Source organism: Aurantimonas aggregata, assembly GCF_010500835.1.
Lineage (GTDB): Bacteria > Pseudomonadota > Alphaproteobacteria > Rhizobiales > Rhizobiaceae > Aurantimonas > Aurantimonas aggregata.
This window is the reverse complement of the sequence record NZ_JAAAMJ010000001.1, coordinates 573833-592684: the sequence shown is the minus strand read 5'-3', so window position 1 is coordinate 592684 and position 18852 is coordinate 573833. Positions and strand designations below refer to the sequence as shown.

The following is an 18852-nucleotide window of genomic DNA, read 5'->3' as shown; positions in this document are numbered from 1 at the left end:
CCCAATCCCGAGTGCGGCGGCCGGCCGCCTCCGGTATGCCATCACATCCTGCCTATAAATCAGGCATGATGCGACGCGAGGCATGAACGCTTGACTCAGTCTCCGCCCCTGCTAGGCTGACTCCACATACCGGCCCTGGACGCCGGACGGCATTCGAGCCTCGTACGCCCGTCGATCCATCTCGACGGGCTGCGGGGCTTTTTTCATGGGATCGACGTGAAGCGACGCATCGAGATCGGCATCCTCTACTCGCGTTCGGGCAACTACCAGTTGCTGTCCGACGCCTGCCGCGCCGGCGCCATGAGCGCCATCGCCGCGGTCAATCGCGACACGGCGCTCGGCGTCGCGCTCGTGCCGGTCGAGCGTGATCCCGAGGGCCGCGTGGAACGCTACGCGCCGCTCTGCGAGGAAATCCTGCGCGACACCGAGGCGCGCCACGTCATCGGCTGCATCACCTCCTGGAGCCGCAAGGAAGTCATCCCGGTGCTGGAGAAGACCGGAGGGACGCTCTGGTATGCCTGCCCCTACGAGGGGTTCGAATCGAACGATCACGTCGTCTACATGCATGCCTGCCCGAACCAGCATCTGGTGCCGCTGCTTGGCCATGTGGTGCCGCGCTTCGGCGCCGACGCGTTTCTCATTGGCTCGAACTACATCTGGGGCTGGGAGACCAATCGCGTCGCCCGCGACCTGGTCGGCGATGCCGGCGGCCGCGTGCTGGGCGAGCGCTATCTGCCGCTCGGCGACACCGACGTCTCCCGCCTGATCGACGAGATCCGGGCGACCCGGCCGAACTTCGTCCTCAACCACCTGATCGGTCCATCCTCCTACGCCTTCTTCGCCGCCTATGAGGAACTGGCGCGCGAGGACCCGTATTTTGCCGCCGCGTCCTGCCCGATCCTCTCGTGCAACCTGACCGAGATCGAGCTGCCGGCGATCGGCGCCGCGGCCGAGGGTCACATCGCCGTCGGCCCATATTTCCACGACCGAACAAAGCCGTGGCCGGACCACGCCGCGGAGCCGGCATTCGCCGCGCGCCCGTCATCCTTCTTCGCCGCCGCCTACAGCGCCGTTCTCGTCCTTGCCGACCGGCTTTCGGCTGACCTTGACGGTCAGACGGCGCAACGGGTCCCGGACTTCGCCGGCCGGCTTTTCGCGACGCCCTTCGGCGAGATCGCCATCGATCCGCAGACCCAGCATGCCAGCCTGCCGGTCCGCATCGGGCGGGTGAGGGAAGGCGGGTTCGACGTGGTGGAGGAGAGCGCCCGGCGGGTCGATCCCGATCCCTACCTGTCGCGTTACGACCCGACGCGGGTGTTTCCGCGCCCGGTCCTGAGGGCCGTCTCGTGACGCGCCGCAGCCGCATTCCCAATCTCGGCGGGGCGAAGGCCTACGTGCTGCATCCCCCGCATGCGACGACCGCCGCGCTGGTGCGGCAGTTGGCGGCGATCGGCCTCGACCCGGTCGAGTGCTGGCCGGAACTGCCGGCCGAGGCACTGGTCGCCGACTTCGTCTTCTTCGATGCCGATCTTGGCTACGACGGGCAGTTTCCCTGGGCGCCGGGCGAGGCGCCGGTGCCGATGATCGCGCTGATCGGCTCCGAGGCGCCGGGCCGCATCGAATGGGCGCTGTCGCACGGCGCCCATTCCCACCTCGTCAAGCCGGTGGCCAATTCCGGCATCTATTCGGCGCTGTTGATCGCCCGGCAGGGCTTCGAGGCCCGGCAACGCCTGGCCGAGGAGGTGCGCGGCCTGAAATCGCGGGTCGCCGAGCGCCAGACCATCGTGCGCGCCGTCGTGGCGCTCGGCGCCGGCGGTGTCGGCGAGGAACGGGCCTATGCCCAGCTGCGGGCGCTGGCGATGAGCTGGCAGACGACGATCGAAGAGGCGGCGCGCCGCGTCCTGGCACTCGAGGAGGGAGGGCGCGATGAGCGGGCAAATCGTCTCTGAACCGTTGACCCCCGCGGTCCCCGCGCCGAAGCCGGCGGGCGTGCTGGCGCAATTGCTGCGCCGGCCGCTGGCAGTGATCGGCCTCGTGCTGATCGTCCTGACCGTCGGCGGCGCGATCGCCGCGCCGTGGCTGACGTCCTACGACCCGAACGACCAGCTCTTCGACGGGCTGACGCTGGAGGGCGCGCCGATGGCGCCCGGTGGCGCCTTCCTCCTCGGCACCGATCTGCTCGGCCGCGACCTGTTGACCCGCATGCTCTACGGCGCCCGCACCTCGCTGATCATCGGCGTCGTCGCCAATGGCGTCGCGCTGATCATCGGCACGCTGGTGGGCGTCACCGCCGGCTTCTTCCGCGGCTGGATCGGCACGATCCTGATGCGCTTCACCGACCTGATGATGGCGTTTCCGGCGCTGCTGCTGGCGATCTGCCTCGCCGCCGTGCTGTCGCCGAGCCTGTGGATCGTCGCGATGGTGATCGCGCTGGTCAACTGGGTGCAGACCGCGCGCATCGTCTTTGCCGAGACCAGCTCGCTCGCCGAGCGCGAGTTCATCGACGCCGAGCGCGCCATCGGCGCCTCGACGCCGCGGATCCTGTTCCGCCACATCCTGCCGCACCTGCTGCCGACGATCATCGTCTGGGGCACGCTCGGCATCTCGACCACGGTGCTGCTGGAGGCGACGCTCTCCTATCTCGGCGTCGGCGTGCAGCCGCCGACCGCCTCCTGGGGCAACATCATCTTCGAGAACCAGACCTATTTTCAGGCAGCGCCCTGGCTGGTGTTCTTCCCCGGCGCGGCGATCCTTTCGCTGGCGCTCGCCTTCAACCTCGTGGGCGACGCGATGCGCGACATCCTCGATCCCACCCAGCGGGGGCGGCTGTCATGATCGCCTATCTCGCCCGCCGGCTGATCCAGTCGGCGCTGATCCTGCTCGGCGTCTCGCTGATCACCTTCGCGCTGCTCTATCTGCTGCCGGCCGACCCGGTGCGCCAGATCGCCGGCCGCAGCGCGACGGCGCAGACCGTCGAGAACATCCGCCGCGAGCTCGGCCTCGACCAGCCCTTCCTCGTCCAGTACGGGCGCTACCTTCTCGGCCTGGTGCAGCTGGATCTGGGCCGCTCCTATTTGCAGCGCTCGGAGGTGTCCGAGCTGATCGCGGCACGGCTGCCGGCGACGCTGCTCCTGATGCTCGGCGCCATCGTCTGCGAGCTCGTCCTCGGCCTGACCATGGGCCTGGTGGCGGCGCTGAAGCGCGGCACGGCGACCGACCAGGCGCTGATGGTCGGCTCGTTCGTGGGCGTCTCCGCACCGCAATTCGTCGTCGGCCTGCTGCTTCTCTACGTCTTCTCGGTGCGCCTCGGCTGGTTCCCGATCGGCGGCTACGGCACCTTCGCCCACCTCGTCCTGCCGTCCGTGACGCTCGGCATTCTCGGCGCCGGCTGGTACTCGCGGATGATGCGATCGTCGATGATCGACGTCCTGCGCCAGGACTACATCCGCACGGCCCGGGCCAAGGGCCTCGCCCGCTACACGGTGCTGTTCCGCCACGCCTTGCCCAACGCCATCCTGCCGGTGATCGCGATGATCGGCATCGACATCGGCCTGTTCATGAGCGGCATCGTCGTCGTTGAAAGCGTCTTCGGCTGGCCCGGCATCGGCCAGCTCGCCTGGCAGGCGATCCAGCGCGTCGACATCCCGATCATCATGGGCGTCACGCTGGTTTCGGCCTGCGCCATCGTGCTCGGCAACCTCCTCGCCGATCTCGTCTCACCCTTCATCGATCCAAGGATCAAGCTCCAGTGACCCCTCAAGGAAAGGAAGACCGCATGAAAGCCTGGCTCACCTCGACCGTCGCCGCATCGGCTCTCGGCCTCATGCTGGCGGCAGCGCCGGCGATGGCGCAGGACGCCGCCTCGGCGCCCGCCGCCGACGCCTACACGCCGGACCCGGACGCCAAGGAAGGCGGCGCCATCGTCATTACCTACAAGGACGACGTTGCGACGCTCGATCCGGCGATCGGCTACGACTGGCAGAACTGGTCGATGATCAAGAGCCTGTTCGACGGGCTGATGGACTACGTGCCGGGCACCACCGAGCTGCGGCCGGGCCTTGCCGAGAGCCACGAGATTTCCGAGGACGGCCAGACCTTCACCTTCAAGCTGCGCTCGGGCGTGAAATTCCACAACGGCCGCGAGATGACCGCCGAGGACGTCAAGTTCTCGCTCGACCGCGTCACCAATCCCGCCACCCAGAGCCCCGGTGCCGGCTTCTTCGGCATGATCGAGGGCTATGAGGCGGTGGAGTCCGGCGAGGCGGACAGCCTGTCGGGCGTCACCGTCATCGATCCGACGACGGTCGAGATCAAGCTGTCGCGGCCGGACGCCACCTTCCTGCACGTGATGGCGCTGAACTTCGCCTCGATCGTTCCCGAGGAAGCCGTCGCCGAGCACGGCGCCGATTTCGGCCAGAACCCGGTCGGCACCGGCGCCTTCAAGCTCGGCGAGTGGACGCTCGGCCAGCGCGTGGTGTTCACCAAGAACGCGGACTACTGGCGCGACGGCCTGCCCTATCTCGACCAGATCACCTTCGAGATCGGCCAGGAACCGATTGTCGCGCTGCTGCGCCTGCAGAGCGGCGAGGTCGACATTCCGGGCGACGGCATCCCGCCGGCCAAGTTCCAGGAAGTCATGGCCGATCCGGAGCAGAAGGCCCGTGTTGTCGAGGGCGGCCAGCTGCAGACCGGCTACATCACCATGAACGTCACGATGGCGCCCTTCGACCAGAAGGAAGTCCGCGAGGCGGTGAACATGGCGATCAACAAGGACCGCATCGTCCAGATGATCAACAACCGGGCGCTGCCGGCCAACCAGCCGCTGCCGCCGTCGATGCCCGGCTACGACGAGAGCTACGAGGGCTATGCCTACGACGTGGAAGCGGCGAAGGCCAAGCTCGCCGAGGCCGGCTTCGCCGACGGCTTCGACACCGAGCTGTTCGTGATGAACACCGACCCGAACCCGCGCATCGCCCAGGCGATCCAGCAGGATCTGTCGCAGATCGGCATCCGTGCGGAGATCCAGTCGCTGGCCCAGGCCAACGTCATCGCCGCCGGTGGCGAGAAGGACGCCGCGCCGATGATCTGGTCGGGCGGCATGGCCTGGATCGCCGACTTCCCCGATCCGTCCAACTTCTACGGCCCGATCCTCGGCTGCGCCGGGGCGATCGCGGGCGGCTGGAACTGGTCGTGGTACTGCAACGAGGAGATGGACAAGCGGGCGGCCGAGGCCGACTCGATCGTCGATCCGGCGCGCCAGGAGGAGCGGGCCGGGATGTGGTCGAAGATCTACACCGACATCATGGCCGACGCGCCCTGGGTGCCGGTCTTCAACGAGCAGCGCTTCACCATGAAGTCGCCGCGCATGGGCGGGGCCGACAATCTCTATGTCGACCCGGTCCACATCCCGATCAACTACGACTACGTGTATGTGAACGATGTGCAGTAACTGCGACTACACGATCCACAGCCGCCACCATCATTTCGGCTGGGACAACACGTTCCAGCCGGCCCAAATCGTGGCGCCGGGCTCGACGATCGAATTCGAATGCCTCGATTCCTCCGGCGGTCAGCTGACCGCCGGGTCGACCGTGGCCGACGTCGAGGCGCTGGATTTCGGCAAGATCAACCCGGTGACGGGGCCGATCTTCGTCGAGGGCGCCGAGCCGGGCGATGCGCTGAAGATCACCATCGAGGCGTTCAAGCCCTCCGGCTTCGGCTGGACCGCCAACATTCCGGGCTTCGGCCTCCTGGCGGACGACTTCAAGGACCCGGCGCTCACCATCTGGAAATACGATCCGACGACCCTCGAGCCGGCTCTGTTCGGCAAGGAGGGACGGGTGCCGCTGAAGCCCTTCGCCGGGACGATCGGCTGCGCGCCGGCCGAGGCGGGCCACCATTCGGTAGTGCCGCCGCGGCGCATGGGCGGCAATCTCGACATCCGCGATCTGTCGGCCGGCACGGTGCTGTACCTGCCGGTCGAGGTGGCGGGGGCGCTGTTCTCCGTCGGCGACACCCATGCGGCCCAAGGTGACGGCGAAGTCTGCGGCACGGCGATCGAAAGCCCGATGAACACGGTGCTGACGCTCGACCTGGTCAAGGACGCGCGGCTGCAGATGCCCCGCTTCACCACCGCCGGGCCGGTGACGCGGCATCTCGACGCCAAGGGCTACGAGGTGACGACCGGCATCGGGCCCGACCTGATGGCGGGGGCGAAGATGGCCGTCGCGCAGATGGTCGATCTCCTTTCGGCCCGCTACCAGATGGATCCGGTCGACGCCTACATGCTGGTCTCGACCTGCGGCGACCTGCGCATCTCGGAGATCGTCGACATGCCGAACTGGGTCGTCTCCTTCTACTTCCCGCGCTGCGTCTTCGAATGACGACAGGCTTGGTCCCCGTCGGGCGGAGGGGGGTATTACCCCCCTCTGCCCTGCCGGGCATCTCCCCCCCAAGGGGGGAGATCGGCCCCATATCGGAGGCGTTAATTCGTCTTCGACGTTTCAGGATGTTCGCAGGAATCATGCCAGCGATCTCCCCCCTTGTGGGGGAGATGGGCGGCAGCCCAGAGGGGGGTGTTCGGCACCCCAACTACGCATGGTCGTGACCACCCATCCCGATTCGCATGAGACATTGCGGGCCGACACGGTCCTGCGCGTCGAGGGCCTCACCGTCGAGGTCGGCGGCGAGGCGGGGCCGCGGCCGGTGGTGGCGGACTTCTCCTTCGACCTCGCGCGCGGCGAGACGCTCTGCATCGCCGGTGAGTCCGGCTCCGGCAAGTCGATGACGTCGCTGGCGATCATGGGGCTGCTGCCGAAGCCGGGGGCGCGGATCGGCGCCGGCCGGATCCTGCTCGGCGACACCGACCTGGCGCAGCTTTCCGAAGGCGAGATGCGCAAGGTCCGCGGCAAGCGCGTCGCGATGATCTTCCAGGAGCCGATGACCTCGCTCAACCCGGTGCTGACCATCGGCCGGCAGCTGACCGAGGCGATCGAGGCGCATGAAGGCGTCGGCCGCAGCGAGGCCCGCCGCCGCGCCATCGCGGCGCTCGACGCCGTCCGCATTCCGGAGGCGGCCAGCCGCCTCACGCAGCATCCGCATGAGCTGTCCGGCGGCATGCGCCAGCGCGTGATGATCGCGATGGCGCTGGCCTTGCGCCCCGACGTCCTGATCGCCGACGAGCCGACGACCGCGCTCGACGTGACGGTGCAGGGCGAGGTGCTGGAACTGCTGCGCGACCTGCAGCGCGATCTCGGCACGGCGATCATCCTGATCACCCACGACATGGGCGTCGTCGCCGAAATGGCTGACCGCGTCGTCGTGATGCGCCACGGCCGCATGGTCGAAACGGGAACCACCGCGGCGATCTTCGCCGATCCGCAGGCGGCCTATACGCGCGAACTGCTCGCCGCCGTGCCGCGCATGGGCGAGGGGCGGGCTCGCGCCGCGGCCCGTGTCGCGCCGGCTGCACCGCAGCCGATAGCGATCCCGGTCCCGGTGGTCGACGTCAGCGATCTCACGGTGCGCTTCGACATCCATGGCGGGTTCTTCGGCCGGGTCGACCGGCGGGTGCATGCGGTGGAGGGGATCAGCTTCTCGGTGGCGGACCGCGAGACGCTGTCGCTGGTCGGCGAATCCGGCTGCGGCAAGTCGACGACGGCCAAGGCGCTGGCGGGGCTGGTGCCGTATACCGGCGACATCGTCGTCGCCGGCCGCAACATGGCCGGCCTGCCGCGCCGCGAGACCAAGGCGCTGCGGCGCGACGTCCAGATGATCTTCCAGGATCCGTTCGCCTCGCTCGATCCGCGCATGACGGTGGGCGAACTCGTCGCCGAGCCGATGCTCATCCATGATATTGCCGAAGGCCCCGAGCGGCATGAGCGCACGGCCGGCCTGTTCGAGCGGGTGGGCCTGTCGCCGTCGGACATGCGGCGCTACCCGCACGAGTTCTCCGGCGGCCAGCGCCAGCGCGTCTGCATCGCCCGTGCCCTGGCGCTGCGGCCGAAGCTGATCGTCGCCGACGAGAGCGTCTCGGCGCTCGACGTCTCGGTGCAGGCACGGGTGCTGGAACTGCTGCGCGAACTGCAGGACGAGTTCGGCATCGCCTATCTGTTCATCTCCCACGACATGGCCGTGGTGGAGAACATCTCTGATCGGGTGGCGGTGATGTATCTCGGCCAGATCGTCGAGATCGGCACGCGCGATCAGGTCTTCGGCAATCCGCAGCACGCCTATACGCAGCGGCTGATCGAGGCGGTCCCGGTGCCCGATCCCGCCATGCGGCGCCGGGCGTTTCCGCGGCTCGATCGCGACATTCCGAGCCCGGTGCGCCGCATCGGCGAGGAGCCCAATCGGCTCGTGCTGCAGGATTTTGGCGGCGGGCACCTCGTCGCGGCTTGATCCGCGACGAGCGCAAGCGGATTGCCGGACCGACTGACGCGGTCGACCACCTGCACGGACGGGCCGCGCAGCACGCAGCCTTGCGACGCGCTTCCGCTGCGGCCGCATCGGCGGCAGCCGCATCCCGGCCCCGCCGCCGATGCGGCCGCACCCGCTTCGTGCGGAGGGCTCGATCTCGCCGGCCCGGAACCCCGGCCCGTTGGCGCGGCAATACCTAAACCTTGGCGGTTCTCGCCACGCGCAGCGGCACGATCTCCACGGCCAGCATGGCGCCGAAGATCAGGATGCAGCCGAGGATGCCGATGGCGGCGATGCGTTCGCCGAGCAGCAGGGCGGCGAAGAGGGCGGCGAACAGCGCCTCGGACGACAGGAAGATCGCCGCCTGGGCGGCGGTGGTGTGGCGCTGGCCGATGGTCTGCAGCGTGAAGGCGAGGGCGGTGGAGAACAGGCCGCCATAGAGGATCTCCGGCCAGGCGGCGGTCAGCGCCGCGAGCGTCGGTGCCTCCAGCACCAGCATGCCGACACCAGCGAGCACGGCGGCGACCGCGAACTGGGTGAAGGAGAGGGTCAGTGGCCGGCCGGTCGGGCCGGCGAAGAAGCCGACGGCGATGATCTGCAGCGCGAAGAAGACGGCGCAGGCGACCATCAGCCAGTCGCCGAGGCCAGGGGCTGCGACGCCGCCACCGCCGAGCAGCACGATGCCGGCGAAGGCCGCGAGGGCCGACGGCCAGACCACCCAATGCGGCCGGGCGCGCAGAAGGACGAAGGCGAGAATCGGCGTGAAGACGACGTAGAGCCCGGTGAGGAAGCCGGCATTGGTCACCGAGGTGGTGACGATACCGATCTGCTGCAGGATCGCGCCGGCAAACAGCATCAGCCCGACCAGCACGAAGCCGGTCCGCGCGGAGGACGGGAGCGGCGCGGTCGCCCGGCGCGCCTCGAGGATCGCGAAGGGTACCAGGGCGATCGCCGCCACGGCGAATTTCGCTGCCGTGTAGGTCCACGGGCCGACGGCGTCCATCGCCGTCGACTGGGCGACGAAGCCCATGCCCCAGACGGCACCGGCGAGCAGCAACAGGAGATTGGCGCTGAGGCGCGACATGGGCAGGGCGGTCCGGTGGACGGGAGAGGTCGTGGCTAGCCGAGGATAAGGGAGGGTGCAAGGCTGGGGCGGAAACAGCGCTCGAACCAGAGAGGCACCAAAGGCGAGAACCACGCATCGAGGGCACGCGGCGCCGGGATCAGGCGGCTGATCGCCGAGGGCGATCTCTTCGCGCTTCATTGCCTCCCGCACTGGCCGGCAAACGCCGAGGTCCGGCAGCGTCAGCCGAGCGATAAACCCATTCCGTCAGGCGTGCCTGCTCCGTCACGCCTCTGCCACGGCGATCAGGGCGGTAGAGGGGATCGGCAGGACCGGCCGGTCGCCGGCCAGCCGCCGCACCTCGGCGACCACGGCCGCCTTGTCGGCGTCGTCGAGGCTGGTCCAGTCGGGCGACATGCCGAAGAGCGTGTCGGGTGCATCCAGCGACACGACGTCCAGCTGGAAGTCATGGGTGACGGTCTCGATATGCGGGTCGTGATAGCCCGCCGCGACGAGCGCGCGGGCGAAATCGTCGGGATCGCTCATCGCCTTGACGCCTTCGGGCATCGGCATGCCAGCGCGCCCGGGAAACAGTTTGCGTCTGACGTCGCCGAGCAGCAGGAAGGTCGCCGCGCCCTGTTCCTGCCAGGTGGCGACGACGCCGTGGCCGCCCGGCCGCGTCACCCGGCGCATTTCGGAAAGGCCCTTCTGCCAGTCGGGAAACATGATCACCCCGAAGATGGAAAAGACGGCGTCGAAACTCGCGTCGGGCAGGTCGAGCGCCTGACCGTCCATGACCCGCGTCGCGACGTTGGGCAGGCCCGCGGCGGCGACGCACGCCACCATGCCGGGGGAAAAGTCGGTCGCCAGCACCTGCGCGCCGCTCCGCGCCGCCGCCAGGGCCAGGGCGCCGGTCCCGGTCGCGACGTCGAGCACGTGGCTTTCTGGGCTCAGCGCGACGCGCGCCAGCGCCGCCTCGGCAAACTTTGCGGTGAAGGGATGCGCGGTCTCGCGGTAATGGGTCGCTGCCTTGTTCCAGTGATCGGGGTTCTCGAACGCGCGCATTCCGTGGCTCCATCAAATCATGTAACTTATGGAGTATCATGATGAAGCATGATTGCCAACGGGGCGGGGTGCATGACAGATCAGCGGATGCGAAACGACAGCCGTCTCTCCCGGATGCTGCACGTGCTGCTCCATATGGCGCGGCACGAGGGGCCGATGACGTCCGAAGCGATTGCGGCGATGCTGGGTACCAATGCGGTCGTCGTCCGCCGCACCATGGCCGGGCTCCGCGACGCCGGCTACGTGCGCTCGGGCAAGGGGCATGGCGGCGGCTGGGTCATCGCCTGCGACCTCGAGCGCGTGTCGCTGCTCGACGTTCACCGCGCCGTCGGCGGGCCCCGGCTGTTTGCGATCGGCAACGAGCATTCCAACCCGGACTGCGCCGTCGAACAGCTGGTCAACGCGGCGCTGGAAGGCGCCCTTGCCGAGGCGGAGGCGCTGCTGGTCGCGCGGCTGGCCGGCGTCAGCCTGGCCGAACTGAGCCGAAGCTTCGACGCGCGCTGCGCCGCCGCGCCGTCGGGCCATGTGGAAGAGCAGGCGAGGGGGCCAGACCGCGATCGCGCGGCGGATCGGTAGGCAAGGGCGCGCAGCTCGCGTGTTGTCGGGCTTTCGACGGTAACGCTCGTCCGATCCCGGCGAGATGTTCCGCGCCGCTCGGCCCTGGCACAGTGCTCGCGCCCAATCAGGCCTGCCCGGGCCGAAGGCCGGGCATGGCGCGGAGCACGTCGAGCACCTTCGGATCCATCTGGGCGACGTTGAAGCGCATCATCGCGGGGGCGGTCCGGGCGACGCTGAAGACGTTGCCGGGGGCGAGGACAACGCCCTGGCGCAGTGCCGTCCGCGCCATGTCGGCGGCATCCTGGCCGTCCGGCAGGCGGCACCACAGGGTGAAGCCGCCGCGCGGCAGCGTCCACGGTTCGACGCCGAATTCGGCGAGCGCGGCGATCGTCTCCTTGCGCCGGCGGGCGAGGCGGGTGCGCAGGGCGGCCATGTGCTTGCGGTAGCTGCCGTCACTCAGCATCGCGTGCACGAGTTCGGCAGCGAGCGGGCTCGCCCCGCCGAAGCTGGTGGCGACCTGCAGGTCTACCAGCCCCTCGATCCAGTCGCCGCGCGCCGCGATGTAGCCGACGCGCACCGAGGCCGAGAGGGTCTTGGAGAAGCTGCCGATCCGCACGACCCGGGCAAGGCCGTCGAGCGCGGCGAGGCGCGTCGAGGGCTCGGGCTCGAAATCGGCGAAGATGTCGTCCTCGACGATGGTCATGTCGGCCGCGGCGGCGGTCGTCAGGATGCGGTGGGCGACCGGCGGCGAGAGGGTCGCGCCGGTGGGATTGTGGATGGCGGAATTGGTGACGTAGAGGCGCGGCCGGTGGGTCGCCACGGCCGCTTCGAAGCGGGCGATGTCCGGCCCGCTCGGAGTCCACGGCACGCTGACGATGCGCACGCGGTGGGCGCGCAGCAACGCCTGGAAGTTGAAGTAGCAGGGATCGTCGAGCAGCACCGTGTCGCCCGGCTGCAGGAAGAAGCGGCAGAGGAGGTCGAGCGCCTGGGTGCCCGAGCCGGTGAGGAGGATCTGGTCGGCGCCGGCCGCGACGCCTTCGGCCGCGAGCTGGCGCGCCAGCAGCCGGCGCAAGGCGAGCAGGCCGCGGGTGGGGCCGTAATCGGCGAGGATGGCGTCGTCCGCCCGGGAAAGACCGCGCAGCGCCTTTCGCAGCGAGGCGTGGGGCATCCAGTCGGCCGGCAGCCAGCCGCAGCCGGGGCGCAGGACGTCAGGGCCGGCGTCGAGCGACTGGCGCGACACCCAGAACGGGTCGAACTCGCGCTCGAGACGCGGCTCGACCTCGGCGAGCAGCATCGGCGGCAGGGCGCCCGCGACGAAGAAGCCGGCACCCGGCCGCGAGCGGATCAGGCCTTCGGCGGCCAGCCGGTCATAGGCCTCCACCACCGTCGAGGGCGAGACGCACATCTCCGCTGCGAAGCCGCGTACGGAGGGCAGCTTCTCGCCGGCGGCAAGGGTGCGCGCGGCCATCCGGCGGCGGATCTCGTCCATCAGCGCTTCGGTGCGCGTCGGCGATCGGTTGGGGACGGGCATCGGCAATTGTGCGGGTCTCGTGAGCCATACAGATTGTTGTAACTGTACGGCACTGTCGCTGTCGGTGCCAGCCGACGGGCCCTAGGAGGGTGGCTCGAACAGCGGAGCGACATCATGGAACGGACCTATGCGGGCTGGGGCAGCGGGCTCCTCGGCGTCATCATCTTCAGCGGCTCGCTGCCAGCGACGCGCGCCGCCATCGGCGATTTCACGCCGCTGTTCCTGACGTCGGCCCGCGCGGTCATCGCGGCGCTGCTGGGGGCCGCCCTGCTCCTGGTCCTGCAGCAGAAGCGGCCGGCGGGAGGCGACCTCGTGCCCCTCGCGATCGTCGCACTGGGCGTGGTGATCGGCTTTCCGCTGCTGACGGCGCTGGCCCTGCAGCACATCACCGCGGCGCGCTCGATCGTCTTCGTCGGGCTCCTGCCGCTGGCGACGGCAGGCTTTGCGGTGCTGCGCGGCGGCGAGCGGCCGAGGCCGGCGTTCTGGCTGTTCTCGATCGTCGGCGGCGCGGCTGTGGCGGGCTTCGCACTGGCCGAAAGCGGGCCGGGCGCGCTGGCCGGCGACCTCTTGATGGTCGCGGCGATCCTCCTCTGCGGCCTTGGCTATGCGGAAGGCGCGACGCTGTCGCGCAAGCTGGGAGGCTGGCAGGTGATCTCCTGGGCGCTGGTCGTGGCGCTGCCGGCGATGGCCGCCGTGGCCCTGGCGACGCTGCCCGCGACGTTCGCCGACGTCGGCCAGCCGGCCTGGCTCGGGCTCGCCTATGTCTCGGTGTTCTCGATGCTCGTCGGCTTCGTGTTCTGGTATCGCGGCCTGGTGCTCGGCGGCATCGCCGGTGTCGGCCAGTTGCAGCTGCTGCAGCCGTTCTTCGGGCTGGCGCTGGCGGCGCTGCTGCTCGGCGAGGCGGTGCCGGGCACGATGATCGCGGTGACCGGCCTGGTGGTTGCCTGCGTGGCGGGCGCCAAGCGCTTCAGCCGGTAGCGATGTTTGCCAGGCAGGACGCGTCGCCCGGTACGCCTTGGCCGATCAAGTCGTGCTAAGGCCTTCCGTCCAGGCGGCCAGGCGCTTGGCGTTGGCGCCGAAATCGCCCTTGCCGAGTTGCGAGCGCGCGTAGAGGCGCAGCAGCGTATGGCCGCTGGCGTCGGGCCCGGCCTCGACATCGACGGTGTCCGGAAAGCGCAGCAGTGCCGTGCGGACGACGTAGCGCCGGTAGGTCGGGCTTGCCCGGTCGTCGACGCGCTCGACATTGCGGTCGTCGGCGAGCCGGACGTCGAGCCGGCGCAGCAAGGCCTCGGGGGGCTCGGCATAGACCGGCAGAGCGCGGTCGACCGTGGCGGAGACGGCGCCGGGCGAGGCGGCGAGGGCGTCGTTGGGAACCTTGCGGCGCTCAAGACGGGCGAAGTCGATGCGGCCCTGGTCGGCCGGGCCGGCGAGGCGGGTCCACAGGGTTTCGAGCGGCGAGGCCATGGCGAATGTCTCCCTGAATGGGCGGGTGGCGCGCCGCCGGCGAGTGGGCCGCGACGTCGCGGCGACGGAACGATCGAGTCTGCCTCCCGTTGCGACGGTAGCGAAAGGACAGCACCGCGGCTGCGGCTGTCCCGCCATATCACTGGGAGACGACCATGAAACTCTTTGCCACCACAAGCCTTGCGACCGCCCTCCTGTTCGCCGCGCCGGCTTTCGCGCAGGACGCAACGACCGCGCCGACCGACACGACCGCGCCGACCGCGCCGACCGATACGCCCACCCCGACGGCGGCCCCGACCGAGGGCGCGGCTGCCCAGACGGCAGACGGGATGGAGCCGGTGACGGTCGAGATGCAGCATGCCGACGGCAGCTCCGCCGGCACGGTCACGATCACGCCGACGCCGCACGGGCTGCTGCTGGCCGCGGACCTCTCCGGCCTCGGCGACGGCGAGCGCAGCTTCCACCTGCACGAGACCGGCGTCTGCGAGGGCGACTTCACCTCGGCCGGCGGGCACTACAACCCGACCGACAAGGACCACGGCTACATGGCCGAGAACGGCCCGCATGCCGGCGACATGCCGAACTTCACGGCGACCGACGGCACGGCCCAGTTCCAGACCTTCAATCCGATGGTCGCGATGTCCGGCGGCGACGCGCCGCTGAACGATTCCGACGGCACGGCGATCGTCGTGCATGACGGGGCGGACGACTACGAGTCGCAGCCTTCCGGCGATGCCGGCGACCGCATCGCTTGCGGCGTGGTCTTCGCGGCCGAGTAAGCGTCCGAGCAAGCCTGGGGGCGGCGCGCGGGCTTCGGGTCGCGCGCCGCTTTTACAAGACGCTCAGAGGTCGGGCAGCCAGCTGCGCGGCCGGTAATTCCCCAGCGCCGGAATCCGGGCAAGCCAGGCGCGGATGCCGGGATAGGCCGCCAGGTCAAAGCCGCCTTCGTCCGCGACATGCGTGTAGGGATAGAGCGCGATGTCGGCGAGGCTTGGGGCGTCGCGGATCAGCCAGTCATGACCCGCCAGCCGCTCCTCCATGACCGCCAGGGCCTTGTGGCCACCGGCGAGCGTCGCGGCGAGCCGCTCCGGCGTCGCGACATCGGCCATTTCGGGATAGACGAGCAGCGAGCGCCGGACCGCGATGCTGGGTTCGTGGCTGTACTGCTCGAAGAACATCCAGGCGAGCATCTGCGCCCGCTCGAACGCGTCCTGCGGGACGAAGCGCGTGCCGTCGCCGAGATAGGCCAGGATGGCGTTCGACTCGGGCAGGAAGCGCCCGTCCTCGGTCTCGAGCAGCGGCACCTTGCCGATCGGGGTCTTCCGCCGGAACGCCTCGGAGGACGTCTCGCCGTCCAGCCAGCTGACCTCGCTGTGCCGGAACGGCCGGCCCAGCAGCGCCATCAGGAGGCGCGGCTTGTAGCAATTGCCGGAATCGGCCATGCCGTGAATGGTAATCATGGGGTCTCTCGTCTTGCGGGGAGCGGAAGATCGGCGCCAATCGCCGGCAGGACCAATTCATTCTGCTGACGCCAGCGATCCGGGCTGATGATCGATGGACCGGGTGGTAACGCCAGATGCCCGGTTCCTCGGCCTTTCGCGGCTGTCGAGCAGGCATCGAGACCGGGACGGGCGTGACCGGGCCCCTGCCGCCCCGCCTTGCACCCAAATCCGTCTGCGCCTAGGGTCCGCGCGCCTTTTTGGCTCCCCTGGGCACCCCTAAGCAGAACCGGAGTTTCAGACCCATGGCATTTCTTGCCGCCGCCCTCGACCGCGTCAAGCCGTCCGCGACCATCGCCGTCACCCAGAAGGCGCGCGAGCTGAAAGCTTCCGGCCGCGACGTCATCGGACTCGGTGCCGGCGAGCCGGATTTCGACACGCCCGACAACATCAAGGAAGCCGCGATCGACGCGATCCGGCGCGGCGAGACCAAGTACACGCCAGTCTCGGGCATTCCGGAGCTGCGCCAGGCGATCGCGACGAAGTTCAAGCGCGAGAACAATCTCGACTACAAGCCCGAGCAGACGATCGTCGGCACCGGCGGCAAGCAGATCCTGTTCAACGCCTTCATGGCGACGCTGAACCCCGGCGACGAGGTGGTGATCCCGGCGCCCTACTGGGTGAGCTATCCGGAGATGGTGGCGATCTGCGGCGGCACGCCGGTGTTCGTCGACACGACGATCGAGACCGGCTTCAAGCTGACGCCTGAGGCGCTAGACGCGGCGATCACGCCGCAGACCAAGTGGTTCCTGTTCAACTCGCCGTCGAACCCGTCAGGCGCCGCCTATACGCGGGCCGAGCTGAAGGCGCTGACCGACGTGCTGATGCGCCATCCGCACGTCTGGGTGCTGACCGACGACATGTACGAGCACCTCGTCTATGGCGACTTCACCTTCACCACGCCCGCTGAGGTGGAGCCGGCGCTCTACGAGCGGACGCTGACGATGAACGGCGTCTCCAAGGCCTATGCGATGACCGGCTGGCGGATCGGCTATGCCGCCGGCCCGGTGGCGCTGATCAAGGCGATGGACATGATCCAGGGCCAGCAGACCTCGGGCGCCTGCTCGATCGCGCAATGGGCGGCGGTGGAGGCGCTGAACGGCCCGCAGGACTTCATCGCCACAAACCGCTCGATCTTCGAGGGGCGGCGCGACCTGGTCGTCTCTATGCTGAACCAGGCGCGCGGCATCGAGTGCCCGTCGCCGGAGGGGGCGTTCTACGTCTATCCGTCCTGCCGCGGGCTGATCGGCAAGAAGACCAAGGCCGGCAAAATGATCGAGACGGACGAGGATTTCGTCGGCGCGCTGCTGGAAGCCGAGGGCGTCGCGGTGGTGCACGGCTCGGCCTTCGGCCTCGGCCCGAACTTCCGAATCTCCTACGCGACGTCCGAGGCGCTGCTGGAGGAAGCCTGCTCGCGCATCCAGCGCTTCTGCGCCAGCCTCGACTGACAAGGACAGGATCGGCGGGCGCCTGGCGTCCGCCGACATCTGCTGCCGGTGCCTGCATCCGGGCAAAAAAAAGCCGGGCTCTTGCGAACCCGGCTTGAATTAGAAAGGGGGTTTTCGGGAGGAAAACAAACCCCTTGGGAGGAAACAGTCGGGCGAAACAGCGGGAGGAGGTGCTGCTCGCGGTCGACTGCTTACCAACATATTCGTTCGCAGTTGCGAAGCCAGCCGTATTTCGACATGTCAGCCATGCGCCTAATGCATCGCTATGCGGCAGGCATGCATTTCTGCCTAGTTGGCAGGCATTCTGGTCGCTCAGGGAGCAATCTGGCGGCTTCGTCGCGGTTGCCGTTAACCTTCTTATACCAAAGTCTGGGTGGCCGGCGGTTTCGTCCGTTCGCCGTCTTACCCGAGCCCCCCGGCCGCCTTAATCTCCGGTTAACGATGCGATCGGATCGGAGCCGGTCCTGGCATTAGCAAGGCAGGAGGACCAGGCACGATGGGGGCATCCCATTCCTACACGCTGCGCGGGCAGCAGACCCGGCTCGACCTGACCACCAAGGTCACGCTGGCGGTGCTGGCGCTGGCGAGCGGCGTCTACACCTATCTCGGCGTCCGCGAACTGCTGAACGGCACCGCGACGACGGTGTTTCTCGGCGCGGTGATCTATTCCTCGGCCGTCTCGGTGGCGATCTACGCCTTCTGGTCGTTCCTGATGCGGTTCATGCCGCATGTCCGCCAGCCGCGCAGCCGGGCGATGCTGTATCTCGCCATGGCCATCGGCTCGGCGATGATCATTGCGATGTCGTCCTGGCTGAACGCCGCGGCGCTGGCCGGCTCGGCCGCGATCGAGCAGCATCTGGCGGTGACCACCGAGGAATACCAGCAGAAGCTCAACGAGGCGCACGAGAACGCGCTGGCGGCGCAGAGCCTCTTGCCGGACATCCAGCTGGCTTCGCAGCGCTTCGCTCGCCTGTCGGACCAGGAGGCGCAGTCCGGCGCGCTGACCGGCACGTCGGGCTCCGGCACGGTGGTGCAGTATCTGCGGCAGATGTCGAACCAGCTCACCGGCCTGCAGGGCGAGATCGAGGCCTCGCGCACCGAGGTGTCGGCGCTGTTCGACGAGGGCGGCGTGCGGCTGGGCGCGATGCGCCAGCTGGTGTCCTCGCAGGGGCCGATCGCCGGTCGCTCCAACGACTATGCCGAGCAGGCGGTGGCGCTTTCCGGGCTGATCACGGCGCTGCAACAGACCTCGGTCGCGCCGGCCGTGCGCCGCGCCGCCGAGGATCTCGGCCGGACCTTCATCGCACCGATCGCCGATGGCAGCGACGCCGATCTCCGGACGCGGCAGAACGAGGTCGTCGGCCGGGTCGAGGCGGCGGTGCAGGCGCAGAGCGCGGCGCTCGCCGGCGCGGCGGACGAGATCCTGGCGCGGCCGGTGGTGGAGGCGCTGCGCTTCACGCCGCTGTCGGCGCCGGAGGCGGTGATCCGCTATGCGCGCGACTTCCTGCCGTCCTGGGCGGGGGCGATCTCGATCGACCTGTTGCCGGCGGTGCTGATCTTCATCCTCTGCATCGTCCAGGACGCGATAAGGCGCGAGGACGGCGAGGATACCGGCGAGTTCGAGACGCAGGACATGAGCGCTGCGGAACTGCTGCGGGCGCTGCGCATCCAGAAGCGCCTGCGGGCGATGGATGCCGTGGAGGAGCGGGAACTCGACGCCGCGGTGGCGGAGGACGAGGAATTCGTCCAGCGCAACGACCCGGCCGGGCCGACGCCGTTTCCGAAGACGGTGGTCCGGTAGCGCCT

The 18852-nt window shown here is 69.1% G+C and carries 17 protein-coding genes; 12 read left to right on the top strand and 5 right to left on the bottom strand.

The features are described 5' to 3' along the window. Positions 1 to 216: 216 nt before the first annotated feature. From GTW51_RS02700 to GTW51_RS02670, 7 genes are all read left to right on the top strand, one after another. Entirely contained in the window at positions 217 to 1350 is a 1134-nt protein-coding gene (locus GTW51_RS02700) for a transporter substrate-binding protein (protein ID WP_163042316.1), read from the top strand. Further along, positions 1347 to 1949, top strand: coding sequence for an ANTAR domain-containing protein (locus GTW51_RS02695; protein WP_163042315.1), 603 nt, complete (start codon positions 1347 to 1349; stop codon positions 1947 to 1949). Before GTW51_RS02700 ends, GTW51_RS02695 begins: the two co-directional genes overlap by 4 nt. Further along, entirely contained in the window at positions 1927 to 2835 is a 909-nt protein-coding gene (locus tag GTW51_RS02690) for an ABC transporter permease (protein ID WP_163042314.1), read from the top strand. The genes GTW51_RS02695 and GTW51_RS02690 overlap by 23 nt, the downstream gene beginning before the upstream one ends. After that, complete coding sequence (locus tag GTW51_RS02685) at positions 2832 to 3752, top strand: ABC transporter permease (protein WP_163042313.1); 921 nt, start codon at positions 2832 to 2834, stop codon at positions 3750 to 3752. The genes GTW51_RS02690 and GTW51_RS02685 overlap by 4 nt, the downstream gene beginning before the upstream one ends. Positions 3753 to 3775: 23 nt before the next feature. Further along, positions 3776 to 5449, top strand: a complete 1674-nt coding sequence (locus GTW51_RS02680) for an ABC transporter substrate-binding protein (protein ID WP_163042312.1) — start codon at positions 3776 to 3778, stop codon at positions 5447 to 5449. After that, a complete protein-coding gene (locus GTW51_RS02675) occupies positions 5439 to 6383 on the top strand; it encodes an acetamidase/formamidase family protein (protein ID WP_163042311.1) in 945 nt (314 codons plus the stop codon). The genes GTW51_RS02680 and GTW51_RS02675 overlap by 11 nt, the downstream gene beginning before the upstream one ends. A 214-nt stretch (positions 6384 to 6597) precedes the next feature. Continuing rightward, positions 6598 to 8400, top strand: a complete 1803-nt coding sequence (locus tag GTW51_RS02670) for an ABC transporter ATP-binding protein (RefSeq protein WP_163042310.1) — start codon at positions 6598 to 6600, stop codon at positions 8398 to 8400. Positions 8401 to 8614: 214 nt separating this feature from the next. On the opposite strand, the gene GTW51_RS02665 is transcribed toward GTW51_RS02670, so the two are convergent. Together GTW51_RS02665 and GTW51_RS02660 are read right to left on the bottom strand one after the other, a co-directional pair. Further along, the gene (locus GTW51_RS02665; RefSeq protein ID WP_163042309.1) at positions 8615 to 9502 is read right to left on the bottom strand and encodes a DMT family transporter; all 888 of its coding nucleotides are present in this window, start codon (positions 9500 to 9502) and stop codon (positions 8615 to 8617) included. Between the two features lie 264 nt (positions 9503 to 9766). Next, positions 9767 to 10546 carry a class I SAM-dependent methyltransferase gene (locus GTW51_RS02660; RefSeq protein WP_163042308.1) on the bottom strand — a complete coding sequence of 260 codons (780 nt, stop codon included), beginning with the start codon at positions 10544 to 10546 and terminating at the stop codon, positions 9767 to 9769. Between the two features lie 87 nt (positions 10547 to 10633). On the opposite strand from GTW51_RS02660, the gene GTW51_RS02655 reads away from it, so the two are divergent. Further along, entirely contained in the window at positions 10634 to 11122 is a 489-nt protein-coding gene (locus GTW51_RS02655) for an Rrf2 family transcriptional regulator (RefSeq protein WP_163042307.1), read from the top strand. 106 nt (positions 11123 to 11228) lie between these two features. Here the strand turns inward: GTW51_RS02655 and GTW51_RS02650 are convergent, their stop codons facing one another. Continuing rightward, positions 11229 to 12635, bottom strand: a complete 1407-nt coding sequence (locus GTW51_RS02650; protein WP_246232591.1) for an aminotransferase-like domain-containing protein — start codon at positions 12633 to 12635, stop codon at positions 11229 to 11231. A 114-nt stretch (positions 12636 to 12749) separates the two neighbouring features. On the opposite strand from GTW51_RS02650, the gene GTW51_RS02645 reads away from it, so the two are divergent. Beyond that, positions 12750 to 13613, top strand: a complete 864-nt coding sequence (locus tag GTW51_RS02645; protein ID WP_163042306.1) for a DMT family transporter — start codon at positions 12750 to 12752, stop codon at positions 13611 to 13613. A gap of 45 nt (positions 13614 to 13658) precedes the next feature. Here the strand turns inward: GTW51_RS02645 and GTW51_RS02640 are convergent, their stop codons facing one another. Further along, entirely contained in the window at positions 13659 to 14099 is a 441-nt protein-coding gene (locus GTW51_RS02640; protein ID WP_163042305.1) for a DUF1499 domain-containing protein, read from the bottom strand. A 155-nt stretch (positions 14100 to 14254) separates the two neighbouring features. Here GTW51_RS02640 and GTW51_RS02635 point away from each other — a divergent pair, with 155 nt between their 5' ends. Continuing rightward, on the top strand, positions 14255 to 14878 hold the full coding sequence (locus GTW51_RS02635; protein WP_163042304.1) for a superoxide dismutase family protein: 624 nt from the start codon (positions 14255 to 14257) through the stop codon (positions 14876 to 14878). A 63-nt stretch (positions 14879 to 14941) separates the two neighbouring features. Here GTW51_RS02635 and GTW51_RS02630 read toward each other — a convergent pair whose 3' ends face one another. Further along, positions 14942 to 15559 (bottom strand): glutathione S-transferase family protein, encoded by a 618-nt coding sequence (locus GTW51_RS02630; RefSeq protein WP_163042303.1) that lies wholly within the window; start codon positions 15557 to 15559, stop codon positions 14942 to 14944. 284 nt (positions 15560 to 15843) lie between these two features. Between GTW51_RS02630 and GTW51_RS02625 the strand changes: the two genes are divergently transcribed. Together GTW51_RS02625 and GTW51_RS02620 are read left to right on the top strand one after the other, a co-directional pair. Continuing rightward, on the top strand, positions 15844 to 17046 hold the full coding sequence (locus GTW51_RS02625; protein ID WP_163042302.1) for a pyridoxal phosphate-dependent aminotransferase: 1203 nt from the start codon (positions 15844 to 15846) through the stop codon (positions 17044 to 17046). A gap of 496 nt (positions 17047 to 17542) precedes the next feature. Further along, positions 17543 to 18847 (top strand): hypothetical protein, encoded by a 1305-nt coding sequence (locus GTW51_RS02620; protein WP_163042301.1) that lies wholly within the window; start codon positions 17543 to 17545, stop codon positions 18845 to 18847. Positions 18848 to 18852 lie beyond the last annotated feature (5 nt).

Bases quoted from the DNA above. Each gene is read 5' to 3' on its own strand.
- GTW51_RS02690 (WP_163042314.1), top strand. From the start codon at position 1,927: ATGAGCGGGCAAATCGTCTCTGAACCGTTGACCCCCGCGGTCCCCGCG.
- GTW51_RS02685 (WP_163042313.1), top strand. From the start codon at position 2,832: ATGATCGCCTATCTCGCCCGCCGGCTGATCCAGTCGGCGCTGATCCTG.
- GTW51_RS02680 (WP_163042312.1), top strand. From the start codon at position 3,776: ATGAAAGCCTGGCTCACCTCGACCGTCGCCGCATCGGCTCTCGGCCTC.
- GTW51_RS02675 (WP_163042311.1), top strand. From the start codon at position 5,439: ATGTGCAGTAACTGCGACTACACGATCCACAGCCGCCACCATCATTTC.
- GTW51_RS02670 (WP_163042310.1), top strand. From the start codon at position 6,598: ATGGTCGTGACCACCCATCCCGATTCGCATGAGACATTGCGGGCCGAC.
- GTW51_RS02665 (WP_163042309.1), bottom strand. From the start codon at position 9,502: ATGTCGCGCCTCAGCGCCAATCTCCTGTTGCTGCTCGCCGGTGCCGTC.
- GTW51_RS02660 (WP_163042308.1), bottom strand. From the start codon at position 10,546: ATGCGCGCGTTCGAGAACCCCGATCACTGGAACAAGGCAGCGACCCAT.
- GTW51_RS02655 (WP_163042307.1), top strand. From the start codon at position 10,634: ATGCGAAACGACAGCCGTCTCTCCCGGATGCTGCACGTGCTGCTCCAT.
- GTW51_RS02650 (WP_246232591.1), bottom strand. From the start codon at position 12,635: ATGCCCGTCCCCAACCGATCGCCGACGCGCACCGAAGCGCTGATGGAC.
- GTW51_RS02645 (WP_163042306.1), top strand. From the start codon at position 12,750: ATGGAACGGACCTATGCGGGCTGGGGCAGCGGGCTCCTCGGCGTCATC.
- GTW51_RS02640 (WP_163042305.1), bottom strand. From the start codon at position 14,099: ATGGCCTCGCCGCTCGAAACCCTGTGGACCCGCCTCGCCGGCCCGGCC.
- GTW51_RS02635 (WP_163042304.1), top strand. From the start codon at position 14,255: ATGAAACTCTTTGCCACCACAAGCCTTGCGACCGCCCTCCTGTTCGCC.
- GTW51_RS02630 (WP_163042303.1), bottom strand. From the start codon at position 15,559: ATGATTACCATTCACGGCATGGCCGATTCCGGCAATTGCTACAAGCCG.
- GTW51_RS02625 (WP_163042302.1), top strand. From the start codon at position 15,844: ATGGCATTTCTTGCCGCCGCCCTCGACCGCGTCAAGCCGTCCGCGACC.
- GTW51_RS02620 (WP_163042301.1), top strand. From the start codon at position 17,543: ATGGGGGCATCCCATTCCTACACGCTGCGCGGGCAGCAGACCCGGCTC.